We start from the raw sequence: 22,886 nt of genomic DNA, 5'->3' as shown, positions 1-22,886 counted from the left end.
TGATGGACGTTGACAAGCCGCTCGCTGGTATCACCGTGATTGAACTCGGACACAGCGTGGCCGCCCCCTATGCCGGATTGATTCTGGCCGATCTCGGCGCCCGTGTGATCAAGGTCGAAAATCCCAAGAGCGGCGATTATGCGCGTGGCTGGGGGCCGCCGTTCTGGAACGGAACGGCAAGTGTGTTCCATAGTCTCAATCGCGGCAAGGAAGGCATCACCGTCGATTTCGGCGCGGCGGAGGATTGCGAGAGGCTGAAGTCGCTGATCCTGAACGAGGCCGATGCCGTCATCCAGAATCTGCGGCCCGGCATTCTGGACAAGTTTGGTCTCACCGCGGATGCGCTCAGCGCCGCGAAGCCATCGCTGATCTGGTGCGACATCGGCGCGTTCGGCGCCAAGGGGCCGCTCGCCAGCAAGCCCGGCTACGATCCGCTCGCCCAGGCCAGCACCGGCATCATGAGCGTTACCGGCGAGGGCGGCCGGCCGCCGGTGCGTGTCGGCGTCTCGCTGGTCGACATGGGCTCCGGCATGTGGGCAGTGATCGGCATGCTCGCTGCGTTGGTGGCGCGCAACAAGGGCGGTCAGGGTCGCAGCGTTGCGACCTCGCTTTACGAGACCGGGCTCGCGTGGATGACCGTTCCGCTGGCCGGCTATGCGGCGTCAGGTGAGGTGCGCAAGCCCTATGGATCGGGCACCGCGGAAATCGCGCCCTATCAGGCATTCGAGGCGTCCGACGGATGGCTGATGATTGCCGCCGGCAACGACAATCTGTTCAGCAAGCTGTGCGTGGCGTTGAGCCTCGAGGCGCTTGCGCATGATCCTGACTTCGCGACCAACGCGGCAAGGGTCGTCAACCGCGAACGACTGATCCCCCAAATCGCGGCCGCGGTGCGTAAGTATACGGCCGATGCGCTCGGCGGCATTCTCGACGGCGCCGGGGTTCCCAATGCACCGCTGCTGACCACCGACCAGGTTGCGGAGCATCCACAAACCCGCGCCCTCGACATGATGGTGCGTTGTGCTGGCGACGATATCGATCTTGTCGGCGTTCCGCTTGCCTTCGACGGTACGCGACCACGCGCGCGCACCGCTGCGCCGGCGCTCGGCCAGCACAATGCCATTCTTCGAAAGCCTGCGAGCAAGGGAGCCATCAATGCGAACTGATTTCCAGACCATCAAGGTCGAACGGCGTGATGGCGATATCCTGCTGGTGACGTTGCACCGGCCGGAAGCGTCCAATGCGATGAACACCCAGATGGGCCTTGATCTGGTGGAACTCTTCGAGGGCTTCTCGACCGACATCGAGGGGTTGCGCGCGGTGATCCTGACCGGACACGGCGACAAGGCGTTCTGCGCCGGGGGCGATCTGAAGCAGCGCAACGGCATGACGGACGAGGCCTGGCAGGCACAGCATCTGGTCTTCGAGCGCATGCTGCGCGCTCTGCTGGGCTGTCCGATTCCCGTGATCGGCGCGATCAACGGTGCGGCCTATGGCGGCGGCTGCGAGATCGCGGCGGCGCTCGACTTCGTCTACGCCTCGACCAATGCGCGCTTCGCGCTGACCGAAGTGACGCTCGGTATCATGCCAGGTGGCGGGGGCACGCAGAATCTGCCGCGCGCCGTCGGCGAGCGCCGCGCCAAGGAATTGATCCTGTCCGGCCAGCCGTTCTCGGCTGCCGAGGCCGAGCAGTGGGGGCTGGTCAATCGGGTGCTGCCGCCAGGGGAATTGCTGGAGGCGACCTTCGCCATCGCCCATCGCATCGCTGCCAATGGCCCGATCTCGGTGCGCCAGGCCAAGCAGGCGATCCATCGCGGTTTGCAGATGTCGCTCGCCGATGGCCTCGCCTTCGAGATCGAGGCCTACAACCGTCTGGTCCCGACGGCGGACCGGCGCGAAGGCGTGCTGGCGTTCAACGAGCGCCGCAAACCCAACTTTCAAGGCAAGTAGAAGGAGGCGCGAAATGCGTGAGAAAGCTCATGTTCGCGAGGTCGGACCCCGCGACGGCATTCAGATGGTCAAAACGATCTTGCCGAGCGCGCGCAAGCTGGCCTGGTGCCGTGGCGCGGTGGAGGCCGGAATCCGCGAGATCGAGGTGACCTCATTCGTACCGGCCAAGGTGATCCCGCAATTTGCCGACGCGGAGGAGGTGGCCCGCGGCGCGCTGACAATGCCGGGCTTGCGGCCCTCGGTTCTGGTTCCGAATCTGAAGGGGGCCGAGCGCGCCTTCGCGCTCGGTGTGCCAATCGTCAACTACGTGCTGTCGGCGAGCGAGGAGCACAACCAGGCCAATGTTCGCCGCAGCACAGAAGAGTCGCTGCAGGACTTCGCGCGCATCGCCGCGGAGCGCGATCAGCGCCCCGGAGCACGAATCGGACTTGGTGCGGGCATCGCGACCGCGTTCGGCTGCACCATCTCGGGGACGGTATCGGAGGCACGAGTGGTCGAGATCGCGGTGCGACTCGCCGGGATGGGCGCCGACGAGATCATCGTCGCCGATACGGTCGGCTATGGCGATCCGGGTCAGGTCCGCCGCCTGATGGGCGCGGTGATCGCCGCGGTGCGTCCACTGCCGGTCGCCTGCCACTTCCACGACACGCGCGGTCTCGGTCTCGCCAATGTGACGGCGGCACTGGATGCGGGTGTACGCGCCTTCGACGCATCCCTCGCCGGACTCGGCGGCTGTCCGTTCGCACCCGGCGCCACCGGCAACATCGACACCGAGGATACCGTCTTCCTGCTCGAGCAACTCGGTTTCGATACCGGCGCCGATGTCGAGCGGCTGGTCGCCTTGCGACGCGAGGTCGAGAGCTGGCTGCCCGGCGAACGGTTCTCCGGCGCGATCGCCCGCGCCGGCCTGCCCAAAACGTTCCGCGTGTCGGCCAGCGCCGCCGCCTGAAAGGATATGACATGAACTATCACGACGCCGCCCAAACCGCCGACATGGAGGTCACCGTCACGTTGGGCGAGGATTTCTCCGACCTGCGCAACACGGTGCGGCAGATCTGCAAGGGCTTTCCGGGCGAATACTGGCGCAAGCTCGACGATCAAAGCGCCTATCCGACCGAATTCGTCGCGGCGTTGACGGAGGCGGGATTCCTCGGCGCGCTGATCCCGGAGGAATATGGCGGTTCGGGCCTGCCGCTGCGTGCGGCGGCAGTGATCCTCGAAGAGATCAATGCGAACGGCTGCAGCGCCAGTCCCGCGCATGCCCAGATGTACATCATGGGTACGTTGCTTCGTCACGGCAACGAGACCCAGAAGCGGACCTACCTGCCGGAAATCGCGGCGGGACGGCTGCGGCTGCAGGCCTTTGGCGTAACCGAGCCCAATACCGGCTCCGATACCACCCAGCTCAAGACCCGCGCCGAGCGTCAGGGGGACATCTATGTCGTCAACGGCCAGAAGGTCTGGACGTCGCGGGCGCTGCACTCCGACCTGATGCTGCTGCTGGCGCGCACCAGTCCGGTCGATCAGGTGAAGCGGCGCACCGACGGACTTTCGGTGTTCCTCGTCGACTTGCGTGAGGCCAAGGGCAACGGCGTCGAAATCCGCCCGATCAAGGCGATGGTCAATCACAATACGACAGAGGTGTTCATCGAGAACCTGAAAGTGCCGGTCGCCAATCTCATCGGGGAGGAAGGCAAGGGCTTTCGCTACATCCTCGACGGCATGAACGCCGAACGAATCCTGGTCGCCTCCGAATGTGTGGGCGACGGACGCTGGCTTCTCGGCAAGGGCGTCGCCTATGCCAATGAGCGGCGCGTCTTCGGACGATCGATCGGCCAGAATCAAGGCATCCAGTTTCCGCTGGCGCGCGCCTACGCCGAACTCGAAGCCGCCGACATGATGTGCCGCCGCGCCGCCGCGCTGTTCCAGGCCGGGCAGCCCTGCGGAGCAGACGCCAACATCGCCAAGCTGCTGGCGTCGGAGGCCACCTGGAAGGCTGCCGATACGACATTCCAGACCCATGGCGGCTTCGCCTTTGCGCAGGAATACGACGTCGAGCGCAAGTGGCGTGAGGTCCGTCTTTACCAGACAGCCCCGATCTCGACCAACATGGTGCTGGCCTTTGTGGCGCAGCACGTGCTCGGTCTTCCGCGTTCCTACTGAGGAGACGACCCATGCTGGATATCACGCGTCAGACGGCCAATTTTGTAGCCGGCCTCAAGCTGTCCGATCTGTCCGGCCGCTGCCGCGAGGCGGCGCGGACCGGCATCATCGACTGCGTCGGCGTCATGATCGCTGGCGCCGCCGAGCAGCCGGTGCGGATCGTGTCGGCGATGGTGGCCGCGTCCACGCAGAACGACGGCGCGCCCGAGGTTCCTTCGGGCCGCAATCTCGCGGCGCCGGATGCTGCGCTCGTCAACGGCGTCGCGGCGCATGTGCTCGACTATGACGACGTGGCGCTGGCCGGACATCCGAGCACGGTGCTGGTGCCGGCCATCCTGGCCGAAGGCTGGTCGCTCGACTCCAGCGGTGCCGACGCGCTCGCTGCCTATGCCGCGGGCTACGAAGTCTGGGCGCAGGTCATTGCGCTGGAGCCCGGTCACCTCCATGAGCGCGGCTTTCACCCGACGGCCGTGATGGGCGCGCTCGCCACCGCGGCCGCCTGTGCGCGGCTGCGCAATCTCGACTCCACGAAGACCGCGCATGCCATCGCGATCGCCGCCTCGCTCGCCTCCGGACTGGTCGCCAATTTCGGCACCATGACCAAATCGCTGCATGCCGGCCGCACCGCCCAATCCGGCGTGCTTGCCGCGCGCCTCGCCGATCAGGGATTTACCGCATCGCTGGACGTGCTCGAGCACCAAACCGGCTTCCTGCGCGCCCATTCGCCCTCCGGCATGCCGGATATCGAAAACGGCACGATCGATATCGGTCGCAACTGGCGGCTTGCCGATCTCGGCATCAATGTGAAGCGCTATCCGACCTGCTATGCGACCCATCGTTCGATCGACGCGATGATTGGCCTGGTGAATGCGCACAAGCTCAAACCCGACGACGTGAGGGAAATTCGCGTCCACACCGGCGTCACGCAAAGGCTTATGTTGCGCAACACCAATCCGCAGACCGGTCTCGAGGCCAAGTTCAGCATGGAATTCGCGATGACCGCCGCGCTGATCGCCGGCCGTGTCGGGCTGTCCGAGCTCACCGATGAGTTCGTCTCGCGGCCGGATGTCGGCGCTACCTTCGCCAAGGTCCGCTGCACGACGACGGACGAGATCATGCCGGGCGACCAGCCGTTCGCGCCGGCCGACCGCGTCAGCGTCGTGTTGACGTCGGGCGAAGTGCTTGAGCACGCGCCGGTGGTTCATGCCAAGGGCAGCTGGCAGCGCCCGCTCTCGCGCGATGAACTGCAGGATAAGTTCATGGAATGCGCGACCCGGGTGTTCAAGCAAGGCCAGGCCGCAGCGCTGTTCGAGCAGCTCTGGAATATCGAGGACCTCGGGTCGATCCGCTCGCTTCGCCTGACCAACGACCGGGGCGACGCATGAGCGCGGCAATGCTTGGGAAGGGATCGACGCCGCGCATCTGGCACCAGTCGGTCAACGAGCTCGATCATCTCGAAGTCTACAAGCGCGCGCTCGAGGCCCATGCGGCGGAAATCCTTGGCGACGACGCCGAAATCGTCGTCCACGGGCTTCCGTCCGGATCATACGCCGGCGCTTCGGCCACTGCGGTGCTCGGCAATGCATTCGCCTATCACCGCATTCTCAGCCGGGTGATCGACAATGCGATCACCGCCGAGCGGCAGGGTTATGATGCCTTCGTGATCGGCTCGTTCAGCGAGCCGTTTCTGCGCGAGATCCGCTCCGCGGTGGATATTCCCGTCGCCTCGCTGACCGAGAGTGGTCTTCTGGTCGGCTGCTCGCTCGGCAGCTATGTGGCATTGATCTCCAATGCGCCGGCGGTGCAGTGGATGACGAAGGTGGCGGTCGACAAGCACAAGCTCGCCGCGCGTGTGCTGGAGGTCGCGGCGATGGATCCGCCGCTCGACGAGCCGCAACTGGCGCGTGCTTACGCCGACCCGGCTCCGGTCATCGCAAATTTCGCCGCCGCGGCCGAGCGCCTGGTGGCGCGCGGCGCTGACGTCATCATTCCGGCGGAAGGCGTGCTGGCGGAACTCTTGGTTCGTCACGGCGTCCACCGCATCGCCGGTGCTCCTGTGATGGACGTGTTTGCCGTCACCTGGGCCTACGCGCTGATGCAGATCAGGCTCTGGTCGAAGGCGCAACTTGGCGTGGGCCGGAGCTGGCACCACAGGCGCGACGATGCAGCGATCGTTGCAAGATTTTGGCAAGGGGACGCACAATGAGCACTTCACCCTCAACGCAAGTCGCAGGAGTCTATCACCGCAGGCTTGGCGACGCGCTGGTCACCGGCCTCAGCGACGGTTACGTCGACATGGGATACACGATCTTTCGCAATATCCCCGAGGAGGAAACCAAGGCCATTCTGGCGCGCGATCATCGCACCTCACCGCCGCGCATCTCGGTCAACGCCTTTGCCGTGCGCATGGACAACCGGACCTACCTGATCGACTGCGGATCAGCGGATCTGATGGGGCCGACCTGCGGTCGCCTGCCGGCAAATCTCGCTGCCGCCGGCATCGATCCGGCCTCGGTCGACGCGGTGCTGCTGACCCATGTCCATCCCGACCATTCCAACGGGCTGACAGATGCCGCAACCGGAACGCGGCTGTTTCCCAATGCGGAAGTCATCGTCCATGAGAACGAGATCAATCACTGGTTCAACGACGAGGCGATGGCCAAGGCGGCCGAGCGGCCCCGGCGCCGCTATTTCGAGGCCGGCCGCACCCAGCTGAAGCCCTATATGGCTGCCGATCGCGTCAAGACATTCCGGAAGGGCGAGGTGCTCCCGGGCGTCACGGCGATCCCGATCCACGGTCATACCCCCGGCCACGCCGCCTATGTCGTATCGCGCGGCCGCGAATCAATGGTGGTTTGGGGAGACACGGTCCATGTGCCGGAGATCCAGGTTGCACGTCCGGAAGTGACAATGGAATTCGACACCGACCCCGAGGCGGCCGCGGCCGCTCGTCAGATGATGTTCGACATGGTGGTCACTGACGACATGCTGGTCGGCGGCATGCATCTGCATTTCCCCGGGTTCGGACATATGCGGCGCGAGGCAGGCCGATACAGCCTGGTGGCGGAGCAGTGGGCGTTCGAAGTATGAGCCGCAATATCGTCGAAGCCGACGCCATCTGATCGTTCCGGAACAAGGACGGGAGGCCAGGCCGTTTGGATCACGGTGGAGAAATGCACAAATCATTTGCCTTCGGCCGGCGGATAGCACCTGCGGCCGAATTGGCTTCCGCGTATTGTGCAGGGGATTGAGGTCTCAGCCCCGGTGATGGTGATGGCAGAACAGCAAACGGCAGGTCGCGGAAGCAAATTGACGATCCGCGACGTGGCGACCGCAGCGGGCGTTTCGACCGGCACGGTGTCGCGGGTGCTCAATGCCAATGCCACCGTCCATCCCGACATCCGCCGGAAGGTCCAGCGCGCAATCGATGATCTGGGCTATACGCCGAACGCGGTGGCGCAGAGCATGCGCATCCGGTCGACCCACACGATCGGCTGCATCTTGCGTGAGATCAACATTCCGCAACTGGCGGGCTTCGTCAAAGCCGCGCACGACGTGCTGGACGAGGTCGGCTTCTCGCTGCTCATATCCAACTCGGAAGGCCGCAAGGAGCGTGAGCGAGAGCTGCTCAGCCGGCTGTCGCGGCGGCAGGCCGACGGCGTGATGATGGGGCCGTACACGCCGATCGCCGGTGAGTTCGAGGCCTTCCTGCGCGATCTCGATATTCCGATCGTGCTGATCGATCGTGATCAGCCGGATTGGACTGATGCCGTTATGGCCGATCACGCCGAAGGGATGCGCGTCGCGGTCAGTCATTTGCTCGATCTTGGTCATCGGCGCGTGGCGCTGATCACCGGCGACGCCGGGCTCTATCCGGCGCGCGAACGCGTTCGCGGCTATCAGGAGGCTTTTGCCGCGCGAAATCTCGAGCCCGATCCCTCGCTCGTTCACGCCGGGAGCTTCCTGCCCGGCGCTGGATTTCGTATCACCTCGGCATTGCTCGGCCAGCGCAACCCTCCGACCGCGATCATTTCCGGCGGCATCGACATGCTGTCTGGCGTGCTGCGCGCGGTGCGCGGGCGAGGCCTGCGGATACCTGAGGACGTGTCGCTGATCGCGTCAGGCCATTCCGAGCTCGCCGAGCTCGTCTCGCCGGCCGTCGCCATCATCGGCTGGGATCAGGCGGAGGTCGGCCGAATTGCGGCTGGCATGCTGCTCGATCGCATCCGAAACGACGGTCCGCACGAGCCGCGGCGCGTGCTCGTGCCCAACGAGTTCATCCCGCGCGCGTCGCTGGGGCCCCCAAGACGTACCTGAAGACTTGCCGTCCATGGCACGAACGGACGGCCATAGCATGCAAGGAGACAGTTCCATGAGTGGTGAAATGATCAACGGCAAAGAAGACGAGCGGCCGATGCTGTTCAAGCCACTCACGATTCGAGGCCTTACGCTGAAGAATCGCCTCGTCGTGCCGCCGATGGTCCATTACAGCTGCGAACCGGGAAATACCTGCGGAGCGTTTCATCTCGTACACCTTGGTCGCTATGCGCTCGGTGGATTTGGGCTCGTCTTCGTCGAAGTGACGGCGGTGGAGGAAGTCGGACTCACCAACGAAAACGATCTCGGCATCTGGAATGACGAGCAGGCCGAGAGCTTCAAGCCGCTGGTCGCCTTCATGAAGCGTCAGGGGACGGCGATCGGCATTCAGATCGGCCATGGCGGCCGCAAGTCGTCGGCACAGTCCGCCATGCAAGGCATGGGGCCGCTGACCGAAGAGAATCTGAAAGCCGGCGCCAGGATCTGGCAACCGGTAGGCCCGACCGCCGAACCGGTCGCCAAGGGCTGGCTGACACCACGGCAATTGACCACCGCCGAGTGCAAGGCCATGGTCGGCACCTGGGCAGGCCGCTGCAAGGCGGGCGGTTGCCGCCGGCTTCGACACCATCGAGATCCACACCGCGCACGGCTATCTGCTGGCCTCGTTCCTGTCGCCGGTCTCCAACACACGTAATGACGAGTATGGCGGCGACCGCGCCGGGCGCATGCGTCTGCCGCTCGAGATCGTCGAGGCGGTGCGCCGCGAAATGCCGGCGGACATGCCGCTGTTCGTGCGCGTCTCGTCCGTCGACGGCACTGTCGAGGGCTGGAACATGGATGATACGGTCGCCTTCGCGCGCGAGCTGAAGGCGCGCGGCGTCGACGTCGTCGACTGTTCCTCCGGCGGAATCTCCGGCGCGGCTACGGCAGCGCAAGTGCCGCGCAGCCTCGGCTTCCAGGTTCCTTTCGCCGAGCGCGTGCGCAAGGAGGCGGATGTCACCACCATGGCCGTCGGCATCATTCTCGAGGCGCAGCAGGCCGAGGCCATCCTTCAGAAAGGCCAAGCCGACCTCATTGCCGTCGGGCGGCAATCGCAGTTCAATCCCAACATCGCCCACCACTGGGCGCACGATCTCGGCATCAACAGCCGTTTCGAAGATTGGTCGCCCGAGTTCGGCTGGTGGCTCGAGAAGCGGATCAAGACTCTCCAGGGCTTTGCCACGCCGACGGGTGTCGTTACGCGTCACTCCTGACCGGCGTCACACACATCGCTCGCAGCCGGTGAACGGAACGCCGTCCACGGCATCGCTGCTATCTTTGAGGATCCGCGGTGCCGCGCGACGGGTATCGCAGCGCGGGTCCAGCAGCGCGTTTCAGGTTCGCTGCTGAACCTGCGCCGAGTAGATATCGGCGAAGCGGTCGCACAACAGGTTCTTCTGCACCCTCCCCATCGTGTTGCGTGGAAGTAACTCGACAATGACAATCGAACCGGCTCCTTCGCTTTCAGCCGGATTCCGACAAGCGGCGGAATCATTTCGTGGAAGGTCCGGGTTTTTACGGACTGAGCGTTAACGCTGCCGCACGAGCACAAAGGTGGGGGTCTTGTCAGGAAGCGATTTGGCCATTTTAATCGAGAGATTGCAGTACGTTATTCTTATTGTAGAGCGCATTTCCGATGAAAGCCATCGAGCAGATTGTTGCCGGCTACGTTTCGTTGAAGGATCGCCAAGCCCTGGAAAAGCTGAGGCACCATCGACAGCAATTGCTGGATGATGTTCAGATGCACACCATTCCAGGGTTCAAGCCGTCGATCGTGAGCGATATCCTCCGCGAGGAGATCGAGGTCATCGAAGGCGCGCTAGCGCGCGTAGATGAGGATCGATCATTGCCATGAGCAAAAACTTCGACGAGATCGAGACACTGAAACCAATGGCCTGCAGTGCCATCACCGATCCCAGTCTGAGGATGATATACGAAGCTATCCGCGGCGCGCTCGAGGCCGACGATGAATTCGAGGCAAGCGGCAAAGATCCCAAATTCCGAGTCCGATCGACGGCCGAATGGAAGCGGCATGCCCGCGATCTTGAGGCAGAGATGTTGAAGCGAGGGCTCGAGTTCGACGTTATCGATTGGACGAATGGTCAGAGTGAGCGGCGAGGAAGCCGGTGAAGGCACTCGCTGCTCATGCGTAAACGCCGTTGCAATGGCACCAACGGACAAACGTGTAGATGGACCAGACCCGCGACCAGTATATGCCGGGCGCTCCGTCGAGAAAGGCTCGCCAAAGTCGCTCAACCGCGTCGGGATTCAGGCCGGTAGGTGCGATCGCCTGCGGATCGCGCATGGTTCGATCCATGGCGTCCTTCAATCCGCGGCGAATCCACCGGTCAAAGGGCATGACGAAGCCGGTCTTTGGGCGCTCGAAGAGCGCAGGATCGAGACCGCGCAATCCGATCCGCCGAAGCATATCTTTGCGCCCCAAGGGCTGATATCGCGCTTGGTCCGACAGGGCGTCGACGCTTTCAAACAATACGTGGTCGACCAGCGGAACGCGCTGCTCGAGCGAACTGGCCATGCTTGCTGCATCATTATCGCGCAGGAGGCGTTCACCCAAAAAGAGACGTTGTTCCATCACGCTAATAGCGGAAACTGGGGTACGGCCTGCCGTTTCGGCCGTCAGCCGCCGGCGCATCGCGTCGGGAAGGCCTTCCATGAGCGCGCCCGCGAAATCCGGTGCAAGCAATTCACCCTGAAATCCAGGCAGGAAGAGCGCGTAGGCCATCTGGTATAACGCCAGCAGATCCTCGCTACGATCGACCATATCCGGAAGCTTCGCCCAGCGCGTTTGAGGCGGCACGGGATGCGAGGATCGTCGCAGGGGCCAAGTCAACAAAGCTGCAGCCTTGGCTTGCCATTTTCTGGGAAATGCGCGGCCCCGATGACACCACTGCTGCAAGATCGGAAGATCGCGGTACGTCGGATACCCGCCGAACAGCTCGTCACCCCCGGTTCCTGACAGCGCGACGGTAAAGCCTGCTTCGCGAATGGCCCGGGAGATGAAATAGGCGTTCAGTCCATCGAAGGTTGGCTGGTCGAGACTATCGAGGGCGTCGTCCAGACTGTCGACGAACCGCTGCTCGGACAACACCACCTCATGATGCTGAGTGCCGATTGCCGCAGCGGTCTGTCTTGCGAACGGCGCTTCGTTGAACTGCTGGTCCTCGAACGCGAGCGTGAAAGTATGAACCGGGGCGTCAGCGGTCAGTTGCGCGAGATTTGCCATCGCGGAGGAATCGATGCCACCCGACAGGAAAACCGCGAGCGGCACATCACTGGCGAGGTGAAGCTTCATCCCTTCGTCGAGGATCGAGGCAAGCGCCGCTTCGTCCATTGTCGGTTTTGGCGCCTCTCCGGGAATGCGCCAGAAATCGTGCTCGCTTATTTTGCGGCCTGTCCCGTCAAACTCGGCGTAGTGACCCGGCGCAAGAAGTTCAACACCCTGAACGGCGGTGCAGGGGCCGACAACAAACCCGTTCCATACGTTGCTCGCAACCGCCTGCGGATCAAGACGCGGCGTTCCGAGCAAGCCTGAGGCCAGCAATGCACGCAATTCGGATGCAAATATCAGCGACCACGTCGTGTTCGGATTGCTGGACTGCGCGATATAGAGCGGCTTGATGCCGAGCTGGTCGCGCGCAAGGAGAAGTCGTCGCTGTTGCGGATCCCAGCTTGCAAATGCGAACATGCCGCGCAGCCATCCGACTGCCTCCAGGCCATGCAGCCCAAGTGCCCGCAGCATGACGGCGGTGTCGCCGCTGGACCGAAAAGACTGCCCTTCGCTCTCGAGGCGTTTGCGCAGGGCGACATAGTTGTAGATTTCGCCGTTGAACGAAATCACGTGCCCGGTTGTATCGTCCACCATCGGTTGGGCGCCGGCGGACGACAGATCGAGGATCGAGAGGCGGCGGTGATCGAGCATGACACCCCAGCCGCGGGCATCCGGCGTCGAAGCCCACGAGCCATGGCCGTCCGGCCCGCGATGGATCATGGCCTTGCTCATCCGAGCGAGCGCGGCCCGGTTGTTTTCGTCAAGCCGGCCGATGATACCCGAGATACCGCACATTCAATCGTCGCCTTCGCGGCTTGAGCTTGAGCTGGCCCGCATGAGGTAACGTTGCGGAGAACCTACCAAGACTGCTTCGGCAATGCTTTTACGTCGAAAATCCAAGCGGATAAATGGACACGCCGCCTTTCTATCATTGTTTCGTTAAGAGGAACGAGGCAACTATTAACGCAAGGCTTCGGCTTAAGCATTGAGTAAGCCGAGCTATGTGAATGTGGGCCTCAGCGAGCATCTCAGTACCTGTCGACGTCGGCAGGCAGGTTTGGATCGATGCACTCAGACCGCCTAAATATTCTCTTCGTGTCACAAATGCCTGCGAGCCCGCCGCGGATCGGCGCGCAGGCACGTATGCACGGTTTGATGACGGAATTGGCTCAGCGCCATGACCTGACGGCAGTCATGCTCGTGGATGACGAGCACGACATCGAGGAATGCCGAACTGCCATGCAGGCCTATTGCCGCAAGGTGGTGCTCGTGCGTAACCCGTTCGGTCGCGATGGGATGCCGAAGCGCTTGCTTCAACTCCGCTCCCTGGTATCGCCCCTCAGCTTCGAGCGTTTGCGAATCACGGCAGACGTCGTGCGTCAGACGCTGGATGACTTGCTTGGGTCGACGCGCTTCGACGTGGTTAATCTCGAGTTCACGTTCCTTGGTCACTACGAACTGCGCAAGGCGCCGGCAGGAGAGAAGCTTCCGGTATTGGTCGTGGATTCTCACAATATCGACTACGACCTTGCCCGCCAGTACGCCCAAAGCGGCGACAGCTTGTTTCGTCGCCTTTATTCCGAAGTCAATTGGCGCAAGCTTCGGAAGGAGGAGCTCGGGACCTATCGTGACGCGGATGGCGTCTATCTGTGCAGCGCTGCTGACGAACGACGGCTGCTTGAAGAAGTGCCGGAAGCCAGGACTGCCGTCATACCCAATGCCGCGGATATCGAGTTCTATCGCCCGCGTGCCGACGGTCCGAAGCCCGACGGACGCACCGTCGTATTCTTTGGCCTCTTGTCGTATGCACCGAATGTCGACGGTGTCATCCACTTCATCAATGATATATGGCCGCGCATCGCGGCCAGCCATCCGGATGCGCGTTGCAAGATCATTGGCGGTTCGCCGCCCTCCGCCCTGTTGGCGCTGGCAGGTCCCCGAATCGAGTTCACCGGCTTCGTGCCGGATCTGAGACCGCATCTTGCCGAGGCGGCGGTCGTCGTCGTCCCCCTGCGATTGGGAGGCGGGACACGGCTCAAGATTGTCGAGGCTATGGCGATGGGCAAGGCAATCGTCTCGACAACCCTGGGCGCCGAGGGGATCGAGGCCGTGCCGGATCGTAATATCATGATCGCGGACGATGTCGAGAGCTTTGCCGCCCGTGTCAGCGGCTTGCTGGGCGATGCCGATCGCGCTGCGGATCTCGGACGTTCCGCAAGGCATTTGGCCGAAAGCAAGTATGCCTGGAGTTCAGCAGCTCGCGCTCTCGAGGGTTTTTACCATACGAGGCTCGCCATCAGTTGCGGTACGGATGGGAAGGCGCCAACGCTTCGCCAGCAGCAACGGTGCGCTGAGCTTTGAAGAACCGCTTCAGGTCCAGGAAGCGCTTTTCGACGAATTCATAGCTCAGATAAGCGATCAGCAGCGAGACGAGTGCTCCCGCTGTCGCCTGTATTGCCACGGCTGCGCTGTGAGAACCGAGCCATTCGCCGAGTGCCAGTTCGGTTCGGTGAGTCACGAGATAGTACGATATAAAGTGATGGTAGACGTACAGGCCGTAGCTATAGGTCCCGAGAAACATCAGCGGTCGGCTGCAGAAAAGGCGCGATAACAAGGAATGTTTTGGCGCAACGAGCACCCAGATGAGGAGACAAGCCAACAGCACGGTGATGATGGAAGACCGAACCGGAAGGACGAAAGCGTTACCTTGGTCGGTCACCAAGCGCGTCCAGGTGAAAGTCAGGGACAGCAAGCCAAATGCAGTGGTCGCAACGTATGGAAGGGCGCCAACAAGTCGCTGAAGTCCGCCCGGTTGTCGGACCACCACGGCGAGGAAGGCGCCAAGGGCCAGACCGTCCAGGCGAAACGGTGTCAACACGTAGGTTGTCCACCAGCTAAGTCCGGCCAAGGAGCCGCCCAGGCGAGCGAGCATCGCAGCGACCGATAGGCCGAGGCTGACCGCAATCAACTTTCTCGGTTGCTTCGCGACCAGATATACGACGAGCGGCCAGAAGAAATAGAAATGTTCTTCGATGCAAAGCGACCAGAGATGCTCCAGATATGAGAATGACCAGTCACCGTTCCATGCGATGTAGACGTTGACTCCGTACAGCCAGGCCCAAGCCTGACGGTCTATCAGATAGTCGAGGGTCGGACCACGCAGCGGGCTCACAAGCGGAGCGACGAAGAAGACAATTGCGAGCACGCCATAATAGAGCGGAAAAATGCGCAGCACTCGCCGTATATAGAAATTGCGGAAGAAGTTCGGCTCCTCCCGTGAATCATAGAGGATTCCGGTGATGAGAAAGCCGGACAGGACGAAGAACAACTCGACGCCATAGGAGCCGTAGTTGGTGATTCCGACGACGATCTTCTCGACAGCGTTGGTCGGCAACGTATTGCCGACGAAGTGCAGCAGCATCACCATTGCGATGGCAAGTCCCCGCACGCCGTCGAGCGCAGGAATGTGTCCGTGAAGGCGGGGCCACCGGTCGCGGACTGTTGCCTCGGCGGATTCGGTTGCCGGCAGCATACCTGCCGCGCGAGCCGATTCCGCCAGGCCAATTGTCGTCATCGGGACGACGTAACGATGGTTGTCGCGCCAGAGATGCTGCCGTTGGCGAGTCCCTTCAGCGTGTAGGCATCGATCCCGGCGACGATTGGATCGCTCACTGTGCCGATGATCATCCGCAGGTAAGTCATGAACTTTGTCGCTTCGACAGAATTTGCGTTGGACGCGAAGATGACATCTTTATTCCGCATCTCGAATTCTGTCGCGATGAAGTAGCCGCCGGGATCTCTCAAATCGAGAATATAGATAACGGGGACAAGGGGTCCGCTATAGCGAGTGCAGTCGACGCCGAGCTGCTTGGCAACTTCGCGTGGCTCCCCGCGGTAAATAAACACGGACCCAGGGTCGGCGTGATCATCCTTGAGGCCGCCCGCTTTCGCCATGGCCTCGGCCAGTGTCAGGCGCCAGGCTCCAAACGAGAACTGCCCCTGTTGCCCGGAAGCGCCCATCGCGAGGAAGGTTTGCGGCTGCGTGAATACGTAGACCGTATCTTGGGGGCGAACGAAGATGTTGTTTGCCGGTTGGCTGAGCAGCGATCCGAACGGTGCGGTACCCTGCCGGCCGTCGCGTTCGAGGGTCACCCAGGTATCGAAGCCGGGATTCTTGGGGCCGCCCGCGCGTGTGATGATGTCGAGCAGCCGCTCGCCGCTGGCGCTTGCGGGCAAGCGTGCAGGCGTTCCGACCTCGCCCAATACGCTGATGGACGTTGCCTTCTGATCCACCAGCGCAACCACTGCCTGTGGTTCGATCGCACGGTCCTGCAGGGACTTCACGATCGCATTCTGGACTTCCTCCGGCGTCCGGCCCGCAGCGCGGATCGAGCCACCATACGGAACCGTGATGTTGCCTTTGTAGTTCACGGCCTGATTGGGCAACGTGACGTAATTTCCCTGACGTGTGCCGGCTTCGGTCGGAGTAAACAGGCCACCGGCCATCGATTCAAACAGCGTCACGCTGACCGTGTCGCCGATGCCAAAACGAATCTCGGGAGGGCCGCGGCGATCCGTGAAAACACGGTCGATCCGCCTGGAGTTGCGCACCAGGACCCTCTCGGTGTCAGCCGTCAGGCGCACCAGAGCATAGTGCACGCTTTCAGGGTCGGTCTGCCCCGCGCGGACATAGGAGCTTGCCGGTCCCGAGGTCGGCATGGTCGAGCAGCCAGCGAGCGCGATTGTCGCTGTGATGGCCAGGGCGCCCAATAGGCGGCTACCACTGAGACGCGAGGAATTGCCAGCCGAATGCGCCGGCGTCACTTCGCAAGTGGTCAGGCGCAGCGTTCGTTGACTACTCTTGCCTGCACTTCTCGGCACAACATTGGACCCTGGTTAACGAAGATTAACGAACGGAGTCTTGGTAAACGCCGGTCTCTTCTTCGCGCTTGCTTGCGCGCCGCTTGCGGTCGTCGCCGTCCGGCATCGACCGCCGCACCGCCGGACACAGGCTCGGAAGAAATTTGCGCGAGTAAACATGTGCTTACGCGGCATCCACAATTTCCCGGAATATCAATCGACCAGGCGAAACAGCCCGCCCTGTGCGCCACGCTAGGGGACAAGCGTTAACGAAGCGTTCACTATAAAAATTCAGGAAAGATTGACTTATCGTTGGTGTTCGGAGCCGTGTCTGAGTACGTGTTGGCGCCAGCGCCATTGAGAGGCTGATCGTATCGCTGCGTGGCCCCACGATCGGGCAAGGCGGGCGAGTAACGATCAGCGTGCTGCCTTGGCGACTGGAGTTGACGGGCACCGAGCATGCACGAAGCCGTATTGCGTTCTCAGCGACCAGGCTTGGCGGCCCCGTCCGATCGGGTAATCGATAGATACGCAATCATCCCGCTGCTGGCTTGTGTCTACGCCACGATTGCTTTTCCCCTGATCCTCGTGACCTGTAGTCCGACGGACTCGGCTTGTCTTTTGGAAGCTCGACCAGAGAGCAAAATCTTTTGGCCGATCCTGTCCGCAGTCGCGCTCGTCGTTGCGCTGCGCAATCGGTCGCGACTCCGCTTTCCGCCGATCCTGATCATACTGTTTGCCTATCTTGCGCTGGCGGGGGCGAGCGTTGCCTGGGCATTCAAGCCGGAGGCTTCGGGGATCAGGTTTGCGCAGCAGGCCATGATCATTGCCTCGATCGCGCTCCCGGCGATCGTTGCAACTCGATCGACCGACCTGCTGCGCGGCTTGTTCTGGTGCTTCTTTATCGCTGCCGTGCTCAACATGCTGTTCGTCATGGGCAGGCCGCCGATCGACGTGAAGTTCGCCACGTGGGGCTACCCCGGCTATTTCTCGGGCAAGAACTATCTAGGCGAATGCGCTGCCGTTGCATTCCTGCTTGCGCTCCATGAACTGCTTCATCCCGGACGGCGACGGATTCTCGGCATCGTTACCGCGCTGATGTCTGTTGCGCTGCTGCTGCTGAGCAATTCAAAGACGGCGCTTGCTCTTGCGGTGCTTGTCCCTGCGTTCGCCTGGGCCTTGCTCAAGCTTTCCAGGGCTATCCGCGTTCCGGTGTGGGTGATTGTCGTATCGATACCGATTTGCTGGATGGTTTTTTCGTTCGTCACCGGCTTCAGCATGAATCGCGTATCGTACATGCTGTACGGCGATTCGACTTTCACAGGCCGTACCATCATTTGGGATTTTGCAAATATGCAAATCGCAAAGAAGCCGCTGCTGGGCTGGGGTTATCAGTCGTTCTGGCTGGTTGGACCCGACGCGCCGAGCATCGTGGAAGCGCCGGGCTGGGTCAAGGAGATGCCCAACGCCCACAATGGGTATGAAGACACGTTGCTCGAACTTGGCTATGCGGGATTTTTCCTGCTTGTCGCGTTCATCCTTGCGACGATACACGGCATTGGTCGCCTGGCGCGTTTTGATCTTTCGCGGGCATGGATCCTGCTGTCGATCGTTCTCTACGTTGCCATTACCAACGGTCTCGAGAGCACATGGATGCGCGGCTTCGAAATGCTGTGGGTCGTGTTCGTTATAGCCGCGGTTGAAGCTGCCAGATATTGGGGGCAGGCGCGTCCCGCGGCCAGCTTGCGGATAGCCAGGCGTCCAGCAATGCGGCGCACCCACGGATCGCGGTTCAGGCCGCCGTCCACTGCCGTCAACGTCGTGAGGTCACGCTAGCAGGCGCGAAGCCGGTCGGTTCGGCGCTGCAAGTCAGAGGATGCATGTTCAACCGGAAGGTCATCGCGACGCGGCGCAACCCTGGTCACCGGACGCTGCGAACGGCCCTGCGACGGCCTTGGCAGCGCTTGGCTGCAACGATGATCTTCGTTGCATGCTCAAGCCATTCGTCCGCATTTGCTCTCGATTCGATGGAAATACTGCCTTCAGATCGCGCGACCACCTGGCAACCCGGCCTGATGGCCGAGGGTGGTATACCCTCTCGAAAAACCATCTGCGCGACGCTGTCGCCTCGTGGCGGCACACTCGATGACGCTGCGGTAATCCAGGGCGCAATCAACGCATGTCCGGTAGGGCAGGTCGTGCAACTGTCCGCGGGACGGTTTCTGATCAATGGCGGCAATTTCCTGCTGCTCAACAAGGCAATTACCCTGCGCGGCTCCGGTCCGGGCCGGACGATGCTCGAAAAGCAGGATGGCGCGAAACCTTTCAATGACGCGGTCGGTGCCCGGCCGTCTCCGCTGGTCGTGGTGGGACCGTCGCTTTTCTCCAGCACGAGCGATACGGTCAATGCCGTGCGGTCGGCGAACCTTCGGAATGATGCAATAAAGGGCGAAAGAACGGTCGAGGTCGACGACGCTGCGGGCTTTGTGCCTGGACAGATCGTACTGCTCGACGAGGCGTCGGCCGCTGATTGGCGTGTCGACCCGCAGGGGCGAGGGCAGATCTGGGCGTCGGAAGATTTCAGGGTTGTCTGGCAAAAGCACAAACCTGCAATTCAGTTTGTCGACGACTTTGCACCCGATGGGTTTCCATCGACGCCGCAAAGCGCCGGATCGTGGTTCGGAAGACCTGATCGGCCCGTCGCCGAGATCAAGGAGATCAGCACCGTCTCCGGTTCCAGGATCACCTTCACGACCCCAATTCACATCAGCTATCGGAAGGCAAACGCAGCTCAACTGTCACGGTTCGCGCAGCCGCATGTGAAGCACGCGGGCATCGAAGATCTGGCGCTCAAGGGGGGCGACGCGGGCAATCTTCGCTTCAATTGGGCTGCTTCTTCGTGGGCGAAGAATGTCGACAATTCGGTTTGGCACGGCGAAGGCTTTGCAATTCACAGCTCCTTCCGGGTCGAACTGCGCGAGTTCTACGTGCACGACGCGGCCTGGGCTCAACCCGGCGGAGGCGGATATGCCATTAGCCTTTCCGCCGGATCGTCGGAAGCTCTGATCGAGAATGGAATTGCCGTGAGGGCCAACAAGCTGGTGGTGGCGCGTTCCGCCGGGGCTGGTTCGGTGGTCGGTTACAACTACATGGACATGGGCTACATCAATACCAATGGAGCCTGGATCGAGACCGGGCTCAACGCCAGCCACATGGTGGGCGCCCATCACGTCTTGTTCGAGGGCAACTATGCTCAGAACGCCGACAGCGACGACACTCACGGCAACAGCATCTATCACACGTTTTTCCGCAACTATCTGCGCGGCGTCCGGGCAGCGTTCGACAATCAGGCTGGCGGGACGATCGATGATGTGTCGCAGCTCCGCAATGGGCCGCGTCGCGCCGCCGGTCTGATGGCGTATTCCTACTGGATGTCTTTCATAGGAAACGTGCTCGGGGTTCCCGGTCAGATGGACGGCTGGTCGTATGAAACTTGTTTTACCGACGCAAAGCCCGGCGTCTGGATGCTCGGCTGGGACGCCGTGAAGCCATATCCGACGGACGCAAAGGTTGCGACGTCCACGATTCGATATGGCAATTTTGATTACCTCACCAACAAAACGCACTGGGATTCCGGAAGCGAGGATCAGGCCTTGCCTGCTTCCATGTACCTCACAAGCCGCCCCCCGTTCTTCGATGCCGGGCGCGGATACGAGTGGCCTTGGGTGGACCCGGTCGGGATAACGAAGCTTCATGTGCTTCCGGCCAAAGCGCGCTATGACGCCGGCACGCCGTTCGTGCAACCGAATTTGGATGGATCGGCACGCAAAAGTTCGCAGTGAGCATACGCCTCGCGGGCAATGATTAAATATGTTTTGAACAGGCGCGGTATTGCGTCAATGCGTCACCTGACCGACGCCGAGCTCGGAGGCTAACTAGGCGAGCGCCCGATTTAAATGCTGCAGACGTCGTTAATTAACTACAATAGAAGCTAAGGCCTTCTGATCCGCGCGGACCTTGGGCATTTCTGCACGTTTTGGTTTAATCAGATTGCCGATTCGCTATCCGGTTAGTCTCCGGAAGAGGAATTTGATGCGCAAATCGGTCTTTCACGAGGATTGGTGGCTGGATGCGCTGGCTCCCGGTGGCTGGCGCGAAGTCACTTGTTCGCGTGGCGGGCGCGTCGTGGGTTCTCTGCGGTTCGTCACGCGTACTGAAAGCGGGATGAACATATGTGAGATGCCTCAGATCACGCGTTTTCTCGGGCCGACGGTCACGCTGCAGTCCGGCAAGACGGAAGCGCGCATGCGGTTGGCGCATGCGGTCATCACTGACCTGCTCAAGCAGGTCGCGGATTTCGATCACGTCGAGATGACGCTCGATACCGGGTTCAGCGATGTGGCCGCGTTCCTCGCGTGCGGCTACGAGGTGCGCGCGCATCCGACTTTCATGCTGAAATGCACGATCCCCCGAGACGAGCTCTGGTCGGGATTGCGCGACAAGACGAAGAACGTGATACGACGCGCGCGGGAACGGCTCGCCATTCGCGAAGTCACGTCCCCAAAATACTTCGTGAAGTATTACCAGGCCAACCTGGAGGGCGCGAAGTCGTATTTCGACCTCTCGCGATTGGAAGCTGTCTATGCCGCCGCGAACGAGCGACAGCAATGCAAGATCCTCGCGGCGGTGGACTCGAACAACAACGTCCACGCCCAGGTCTTCTTCGTCTGGGACCACAAGTTCGTGCACTATTTCCTGTCATCGCGGGACAGGAGCATTGCGCATCCAGGCGCAGTAAGTCTGCTCCTCTGGAGTGGCATCGAGCTGGCGCACGAGCGGGGCCTTCATTTCGATTTCGATGGCGGAATCGAAAACGAGGCGCGATACAAATTCGTTGTGGCGTTCGGCGGAGAACTGGCCAATCGCTTCGACGTCAGCCGCTCCACCACACGTTACCGGCTTCACCGGCAACTACGCAGAGTTCCCCAAGCGCTGCTGCGGCGTCTCTCGCCTGGCGCCGCTACCGGCGACGTCAACGATCATGGGGTACGGCTCAACCATTTTCCGTCGTCCTGAGCGGATCGTTCCCGCAATTTCAGGCGCGCCATTAACTAAGGTTTTACAAACACGTGCATCAGCGGGCGATTTTGAAATAAGTAGGCGAGATAGAAACAGAATAAATTTGGAGGCGTTTAGATGCGCGTTCTCGTGAGCGGACATCTCGGCTACATCGGAACAGTGCTCACCCCGATGCTACGGCGTGCCGGGCACGAAGTCGTGGGCCTCGACAGCGATCTGTACTCTCGCTGCACATTTGCAGAGGGCGGGTCGATCGTGGATGTGCCGGCCCTTTGCAAGGACACGCGAGACATCGAACTTGCGGACCTGAAGGCTTTTGATGCGGTCCTGCATCTTGCCGCGCTGTCTAACGATCCGCTCGGCAATCTGAGACCTGGCCTTACCGACCAGATCAATCATGTAGCCAGCGTGCGCCTCGCGCAGCTGGCCAAGCAAGCCGGTGTGCGACGGTTCGTGTTTGCGTCCTCCTGCAGCAACTACGGCAAGGCGGGCGACGGGATGATCGACGAAACCGGAGCCCTCAACCCGGTGACTGCTTATGGCGAATCCAAGGTGCAGTCGGAGCGCGATATTGCCAGCCTCGCCGGTGACGGATTTTGCCCGGTCTACCTGCGACCCGCAACGGCTTACGGCGTATCTCCCCGGCTCCGATTCGATGTCGTGCTGAACAATCTCGTTGCCTGGGCGGTGACAACGCGGAAGATCCTCTTGAAGTCGGACGGCACGCCCTGGCGGCCCATCGTTCACATCGAGGACATCTCCCGCGCCTTTATCGCGGCGATGGAGGCTCCCGAGGCGGCGGTGTTCAATGAAGCTTTCAACGTCGGCCAGACGGCGCACAACTACCAGATCCGCGATCTCGCGAAGATCGTCGCCGATGTTGTCCCCGGTTGTCAGATCGAATTTGCCGATGGCGCCGGTCCCGACACGCGGTCCTATCGCGTGAGCTTCGAAAAGATTCGAACCAGGCTGCCGGAGTTCAAGCCGCAATGGGATGCGAAGATGGGCGCGGAGCAGCTCTATAAGGCCTACCGGGTCTCGGGCATCACGCTCGAAGAGTTCGAAGGTCCCCGGTATCAGCGCATCAGCCACGTCAACAAGTTGCTGGCGGACGGCGTGCTCGATGCGGATCTCCGCCATGTAAAGTCGAGGCAGAGCGTCGGGCAATCGGCTCTCGCCGCGAACTAAT

20 protein-coding genes are annotated in these 22,886 nt (G+C 61.8%); 17 read left to right on the top strand and 3 right to left on the bottom strand.

The window, feature by feature from the left end:
• Positions 1–2 precede the first annotated feature (2 nt).
• From ACVMB1_RS26495 to ACVMB1_RS26440, 12 genes are all read left to right on the top strand, one after another.
• Positions 3–1,166: a CaiB/BaiF CoA transferase family protein gene (locus ACVMB1_RS26495; protein ID WP_076826885.1), complete on the top strand. Its 1,164-nt coding sequence runs from the start codon at positions 3–5 to the stop codon at positions 1,164–1,166.
• Positions 1,156–1,950 (top strand): enoyl-CoA hydratase/isomerase family protein, encoded by a 795-nt coding sequence (locus tag ACVMB1_RS26490; RefSeq protein WP_057017381.1) that lies wholly within the window; start codon positions 1,156–1,158, stop codon positions 1,948–1,950. Before ACVMB1_RS26495 ends, ACVMB1_RS26490 begins: the two co-directional genes overlap by 11 nt.
• Positions 1,951–1,963: 13 nt before the next feature.
• Positions 1,964–2,899, top strand: a complete 936-nt coding sequence (locus tag ACVMB1_RS26485; protein WP_057017382.1) for a hydroxymethylglutaryl-CoA lyase — start codon at positions 1,964–1,966, stop codon at positions 2,897–2,899.
• An 11-nt stretch (positions 2,900–2,910) separates the two neighbouring features.
• Positions 2,911–4,113: an acyl-CoA dehydrogenase family protein gene (locus ACVMB1_RS26480; RefSeq protein ID WP_076826887.1), complete on the top strand. Its 1,203-nt coding sequence runs from the start codon at positions 2,911–2,913 to the stop codon at positions 4,111–4,113.
• An 11-nt stretch (positions 4,114–4,124) separates the two neighbouring features.
• The gene (locus ACVMB1_RS26475; protein ID WP_076826888.1) at positions 4,125–5,498 is read left to right on the top strand and encodes an MmgE/PrpD family protein; all 1,374 of its coding nucleotides are present in this window, start codon (positions 4,125–4,127) and stop codon (positions 5,496–5,498) included.
• A gap of 8 nt (positions 5,499–5,506) precedes the next feature.
• Complete coding sequence (locus tag ACVMB1_RS26470; protein ID WP_141340818.1) at positions 5,507–6,319, top strand: aspartate/glutamate racemase family protein; 813 nt, start codon at positions 5,507–5,509, stop codon at positions 6,317–6,319.
• Positions 6,316–7,203, top strand: a complete 888-nt coding sequence (locus ACVMB1_RS26465) for an MBL fold metallo-hydrolase (protein WP_057017385.1) — start codon at positions 6,316–6,318, stop codon at positions 7,201–7,203. Before ACVMB1_RS26470 ends, ACVMB1_RS26465 begins: the two co-directional genes overlap by 4 nt.
• A 219-nt stretch (positions 7,204–7,422) precedes the next feature.
• A complete protein-coding gene (locus tag ACVMB1_RS26460; protein WP_233475241.1) occupies positions 7,423–8,430 on the top strand; it encodes a LacI family DNA-binding transcriptional regulator in 1,008 nt (335 codons plus the stop codon).
• Between the two features lie 55 nt (positions 8,431–8,485).
• Positions 8,486–9,124: an oxidoreductase gene (locus ACVMB1_RS26455; RefSeq protein WP_456849363.1), complete on the top strand. Its 639-nt coding sequence runs from the start codon at positions 8,486–8,488 to the stop codon at positions 9,122–9,124.
• The gene (locus ACVMB1_RS26450) at positions 9,057–9,683 is read left to right on the top strand and encodes an oxidoreductase (RefSeq protein ID WP_456849934.1); all 627 of its coding nucleotides are present in this window, start codon (positions 9,057–9,059) and stop codon (positions 9,681–9,683) included. The genes ACVMB1_RS26455 and ACVMB1_RS26450 overlap by 68 nt, the downstream gene beginning before the upstream one ends.
• 422 nt (positions 9,684–10,105) lie before the next feature.
• Positions 10,106–10,324, top strand: a complete 219-nt coding sequence (locus ACVMB1_RS26445) for a hypothetical protein (protein WP_076826890.1) — start codon at positions 10,106–10,108, stop codon at positions 10,322–10,324.
• Positions 10,321–10,599, top strand: coding sequence for a hypothetical protein (locus ACVMB1_RS26440; RefSeq protein ID WP_076826892.1), 279 nt, complete (start codon positions 10,321–10,323; stop codon positions 10,597–10,599). The genes ACVMB1_RS26445 and ACVMB1_RS26440 overlap by 4 nt, the downstream gene beginning before the upstream one ends.
• 13 nt (positions 10,600–10,612) lie before the next feature.
• Here the strand turns inward: ACVMB1_RS26440 and asnB are convergent, their stop codons facing one another.
• A complete protein-coding gene (gene asnB, locus ACVMB1_RS26435; RefSeq protein ID WP_076826894.1) occupies positions 10,613–12,553 on the bottom strand; it encodes an asparagine synthase (glutamine-hydrolyzing) in 1,941 nt (646 codons plus the stop codon).
• A gap of 270 nt (positions 12,554–12,823) precedes the next feature.
• Here asnB and ACVMB1_RS26430 point away from each other — a divergent pair, with 270 nt between their 5' ends.
• Entirely contained in the window at positions 12,824–14,119 is a 1,296-nt protein-coding gene (locus tag ACVMB1_RS26430) for a glycosyltransferase family 4 protein (protein ID WP_076826896.1), read from the top strand.
• Here the strand turns inward: ACVMB1_RS26430 and ACVMB1_RS26425 are convergent.
• Complete coding sequence (locus tag ACVMB1_RS26425; RefSeq protein ID WP_076826897.1) at positions 14,055–15,332, bottom strand: acyltransferase family protein; 1,278 nt, start codon at positions 15,330–15,332, stop codon at positions 14,055–14,057. The genes ACVMB1_RS26430 and ACVMB1_RS26425 overlap by 65 nt on opposite strands.
• Entirely contained in the window at positions 15,329–16,528 is a 1,200-nt protein-coding gene (locus ACVMB1_RS26420) for a polysaccharide biosynthesis/export family protein (RefSeq protein WP_057017391.1), read from the bottom strand. Before ACVMB1_RS26420 ends, ACVMB1_RS26425 begins: the two co-directional genes overlap by 4 nt.
• Positions 16,529–17,077: 549 nt before the next feature.
• Here ACVMB1_RS26420 and ACVMB1_RS26415 point away from each other — a divergent pair.
• The 4 genes from ACVMB1_RS26415 (at position 17,078) to ACVMB1_RS26400 (ending at position 22,885) form a co-directional block, all read left to right on the top strand.
• Complete coding sequence (locus ACVMB1_RS26415; protein ID WP_244558772.1) at positions 17,078–18,454, top strand: O-antigen ligase family protein; 1,377 nt, start codon at positions 17,078–17,080, stop codon at positions 18,452–18,454.
• 44 nt (positions 18,455–18,498) lie between these two features.
• Positions 18,499–20,460 carry a hypothetical protein gene (locus ACVMB1_RS26410; protein ID WP_244558773.1) on the top strand — a complete coding sequence of 654 codons (1,962 nt, stop codon included), beginning with the start codon at positions 18,499–18,501 and terminating at the stop codon, positions 20,458–20,460.
• Positions 20,461–20,710: 250 nt separating this feature from the next.
• Positions 20,711–21,694 (top strand): GNAT family N-acetyltransferase, encoded by a 984-nt coding sequence (locus tag ACVMB1_RS26405; RefSeq protein WP_244558774.1) that lies wholly within the window; start codon positions 20,711–20,713, stop codon positions 21,692–21,694.
• Positions 21,695–21,814: 120 nt separating this feature from the next.
• Positions 21,815–22,885 (top strand): NAD-dependent epimerase/dehydratase family protein, encoded by a 1,071-nt coding sequence (locus ACVMB1_RS26400; RefSeq protein ID WP_076826903.1) that lies wholly within the window; start codon positions 21,815–21,817, stop codon positions 22,883–22,885.
• Position 22,886 lies beyond the last annotated feature (1 nt).

The sequence above is a fragment of the Bradyrhizobium sp. USDA 4504 genome (assembly GCF_054063995.1).
Note: the sequence above shows the minus strand (reverse complement) of the source record. Positions and strands in the feature narration are given on the sequence as shown.

Coding starts and splice junctions, on each gene's coding strand:
- ACVMB1_RS26495 (WP_076826885.1), top strand. CDS start 3: ATGGACGTTGACAAGCCGCTCGCTGGTATCACCGTGATTGAACTCGGA.
- ACVMB1_RS26490 (WP_057017381.1), top strand. CDS start 1,156: ATGCGAACTGATTTCCAGACCATCAAGGTCGAACGGCGTGATGGCGAT.
- ACVMB1_RS26485 (WP_057017382.1), top strand. CDS start 1,964: ATGCGTGAGAAAGCTCATGTTCGCGAGGTCGGACCCCGCGACGGCATT.
- ACVMB1_RS26480 (WP_076826887.1), top strand. CDS start 2,911: ATGAACTATCACGACGCCGCCCAAACCGCCGACATGGAGGTCACCGTC.
- ACVMB1_RS26475 (WP_076826888.1), top strand. CDS start 4,125: ATGCTGGATATCACGCGTCAGACGGCCAATTTTGTAGCCGGCCTCAAG.
- ACVMB1_RS26470 (WP_141340818.1), top strand. CDS start 5,507: ATGCTTGGGAAGGGATCGACGCCGCGCATCTGGCACCAGTCGGTCAAC.
- ACVMB1_RS26465 (WP_057017385.1), top strand. CDS start 6,316: ATGAGCACTTCACCCTCAACGCAAGTCGCAGGAGTCTATCACCGCAGG.
- ACVMB1_RS26455 (WP_456849363.1), top strand. CDS start 8,486: ATGAGTGGTGAAATGATCAACGGCAAAGAAGACGAGCGGCCGATGCTG.
- ACVMB1_RS26445 (WP_076826890.1), top strand. CDS start 10,106: ATGAAAGCCATCGAGCAGATTGTTGCCGGCTACGTTTCGTTGAAGGAT.
- ACVMB1_RS26440 (WP_076826892.1), top strand. CDS start 10,321: ATGAGCAAAAACTTCGACGAGATCGAGACACTGAAACCAATGGCCTGC.
- asnB (WP_076826894.1), bottom strand. CDS start 12,553: ATGTGCGGTATCTCGGGTATCATCGGCCGGCTTGACGAAAACAACCGG.
- ACVMB1_RS26430 (WP_076826896.1), top strand. CDS start 12,824: ATGCACTCAGACCGCCTAAATATTCTCTTCGTGTCACAAATGCCTGCG.
- ACVMB1_RS26425 (WP_076826897.1), bottom strand. CDS start 15,332: ATGACGACAATTGGCCTGGCGGAATCGGCTCGCGCGGCAGGTATGCTG.
- ACVMB1_RS26415 (WP_244558772.1), top strand. CDS start 17,078: ATGCACGAAGCCGTATTGCGTTCTCAGCGACCAGGCTTGGCGGCCCCG.
- ACVMB1_RS26410 (WP_244558773.1), top strand. CDS start 18,499: ATGTTCAACCGGAAGGTCATCGCGACGCGGCGCAACCCTGGTCACCGG.
- ACVMB1_RS26405 (WP_244558774.1), top strand. CDS start 20,711: ATGCGCAAATCGGTCTTTCACGAGGATTGGTGGCTGGATGCGCTGGCT.
- ACVMB1_RS26400 (WP_076826903.1), top strand. CDS start 21,815: ATGCGCGTTCTCGTGAGCGGACATCTCGGCTACATCGGAACAGTGCTC.